Origin of the sequence: Moraxella equi, from assembly GCF_002027555.1 — a bacterium.
In the GTDB taxonomy this organism is placed as follows: Bacteria; Pseudomonadota; Gammaproteobacteria; order Pseudomonadales; family Moraxellaceae; genus Moraxella; species Moraxella equi.
Map to the genome: position 1 here is coordinate 1 of NZ_MXAP01000095.1, position 2766 is coordinate 2766.

Genomic DNA, 2766 nt, shown 5'->3' on the forward strand with positions numbered 1-2766 from the left:
AAGTTCGGTTGGTATATAATATTTTATCGGTTATTACGCTATCACGCACGAGCCAGAGTAAGGGGTTATCCGCCCAAAGTCGGGACATCATCATCAAAATTTTTCAAAATCCGCTCATCATTGCCTTGGTGTCTGCCTTTATCTATAAAGGCGTGGGCTTGCCTTTACCACCTACACCGATTGCCAAAACAGGTCAGCTACTATCAAACATTGCCTTGCCACTTGCCTTGATATGTGCAGGGGCAACCTTGGACATCAAATCCATGCTGGGCTTATCGGGCGTATCCATGCAGGCGAGTATTGGGCGGATTATTGTCGCTCCACTGCTTGTAGTGGGTGTGGGTGTGGCGTTTGCCCTACCGCCTGTACAGTTTGGCGTGCTGTTTGTCATGGTGGCAAGCCCTGCTGCCGCTGCAAGCTATGTCATGGCAAAGGCGATGGGTGGCAATGATGTCTTGGCGGCGAACATTTTGGCATTTACCACGGTGGTGAGCATGATAGGCATGGCGGTGGGCATGGCGTGGCTAAGGGTACTAGGGTGGGTTTAGAAGCCTTTTTCTATCAGTGTTGCCACGTCTGCCTTGGTGTGCTGACTGTCCCATGTGATGAGTGCTTGTAAGCGACGTTTATAAATCTCGGATAGGACGATGTTTTTGACGTTTTCGCCTTGTTTTTTTAATACGTCTTGGAGACGTTGGCATAGAAGTTCGTTAAATAACAGTGCCATTTGTTCCAAATAATGGTGTTGGTTTAGATAGAAAAACTCACGCCACAGCCTGCTAAGATGGTGTTGTAGCTCCACATTGGGCAGGCTTGCCATGATAAGATGAGCCTTGCCGTCGATGGCGGGTGCCGATTTGTCATGTGGGTCAAACTGAGCGATAGCCCCTGTGTCCGCCATGCCCAAAATCATGTCAATGGCACCAACCAACTCTGCCAAATCAGTATCAATGTCTTGCCAGTCGGGCAGGGCAGGCACGGACAGTCCTTGGCGTTCTAAGTGAGTCAGATACGGCTTGTGGGCATCCGCCACGCCAGAGTTGGTCAGTAGGGTGGTTAGGGGGTTGTCTTTGATGATGTGAGGGGAGTAGAGTAGGCACAGATACAGCTGAGTGCTACTGTCCGTCTCTTGGTGGTAGTTGGCGGTGTCCCGAGCGGTTTGTTTGTGGTTTTTACCACTGAGTCTCGCCCAAAAGTCGTTATTGAGCCACCAGCGAAAACTTGACCCTTTGGGCAGTTTGGCGGTCAGCTCTTTTAATTCAGCGACCGCTCGGGCTTTATTTTCGGGCAAGGATAAGTCATAACGGTTTTGTAGCACGCCATGGATATAATCCGCCATGCTCTGAGCGTGCGTGATTTGGGCACGCATGGCATCTGTCCCATGAGCCTTGATGTAGGTGTCGGGGTCATGTCCATCAGGCAGGGTGAGAAATTTTAAGGTCTTACCATCGGGCAACACAGGCATGGCAACTTCTAGGGTTCGCCACGCCGCTCGCTGTCCTGCGGTGTCGCCATCAAAGCACAGTGTTAGGGTGTCGTTATATTTTAATAGCCTTGCGATTTGCTTGTCATTGGCTGCCGTTCCCATTGGAGCGACTGCCCCATAAATCCCTGCTTGGTGTAAGGCGATGACGTCCATGTAGCCTTCCACCATGAGATAGTTTACTGCTTTGGCTTGGCGGGCTTCGTACAGCCCATATAGGATGTGCTGTTTGCTAAATACGGGCGACTCCGATGAGTTGATGTATTTGGGCATCTCATCGCCCAGCGACCGCCCTGCAAAGCCAACCACTCGCCCCTGTCTGTCCTTGATGGGGAAAATCACGCGGTCTCGTAGCAGGTCAAAATCCCGCCCCTTTTGCGATGTTCTGACCAGTCCTAGAATACGCAAGCCTTCGATGTCGTGGGGAAAAGCCTGCTCCAAATGTTGCCAACCGCTCGGAGCATAGCCCAAGCCAAACGTGGCTATCGTCTCATCGCTTAGCCCCCGTGAAACAAAATATGCCTTTGCCGTGGGGTTTTGATGCAGCATGTCTTGATAAAACTGGGCGATGGCGGACAGCAGGGTGTACAAATCCCCTTCGCCATTTTGGGGGGGTTGATATGGTGGATTGGTGCTATTAAAAGGGGTGCTATCTGCTTGATAAGGGGGATTGTTATGGCTGTCGTTATAACCGCCAATAAAACCACTATCAAAGTCGGTGTTAAAGTTGGTATCAAAATCATTGCCATAACTGTCATTAAAATTATCAGCAAAATCAGGATAATCATCATTGGCTGATGGAGTGGTATTATCATGATGAGTGGATTGGTTGGTTGTGTGGGTGTTTGTGCTGTCTGTATTGCCTTGATTTGTCTTTGTGGGTGTTTGGCTGTTGGGTTTTGGGGTTTTGTTTTTGGCGTAGCGGATTTTTTGGGCGAATTTGTCGTCTTTGGGCAGTTCTATGCCTGTTTGTTCGGACAGATAATCGACCGCTTCTTTGAAAGTCATGCGTTCAAATTCACGCAAAAAGGTGATGGGATTGCCTTTAACGCCACAGCCAAAACAGTAGTACAGATTGGTTTGGGGATTGACATAAAATGACGGGGTTTTTTCGCCATGAAACGGACAGCACCCCTTAAACTCACGCCCCGCAGGTTTTAAGGTGGTGTGTTTTTTGATGATGGCGACCAAATCGGCAGATGAGTTTAGTCGTTCGAGCGTGGTGTCAGGGATTCTCATGCGTGTATCAAATAAAGGGATGGGAATTTTCCAATTTCAATTTT

2 protein-coding genes are annotated in these 2766 nt (G+C 49.2%); one reads left to right on the forward strand and one right to left on the reverse strand.

The annotated features are described in order from the left end of the window. Positions 1-548, forward strand: a 548-nt coding sequence (locus B5J93_RS09210; RefSeq protein ID WP_211278871.1) for an AEC family transporter, incomplete at its 5' end; no start/stop codon positions are given. Here B5J93_RS09210 and B5J93_RS09215 read toward each other — a convergent pair. Further along, positions 545-2722: a DNA primase gene (locus tag B5J93_RS09215; RefSeq protein ID WP_079326120.1), complete on the reverse strand. Its 2178-nt coding sequence runs from the start codon at positions 2720-2722 to the stop codon at positions 545-547. The two genes, B5J93_RS09210 and B5J93_RS09215, sit on opposite strands and share 4 nt — an antisense overlap. Positions 2723-2766: the final 44 nt, after the last annotated feature.

Excerpts from the sequence above, each read along its gene's own strand:
- B5J93_RS09215 (WP_079326120.1), bottom strand. The coding sequence starts at position 2,722 with ATGAGAATCCCTGACACCACGCTCGAACGACTAAACTCATCTGCCGAT.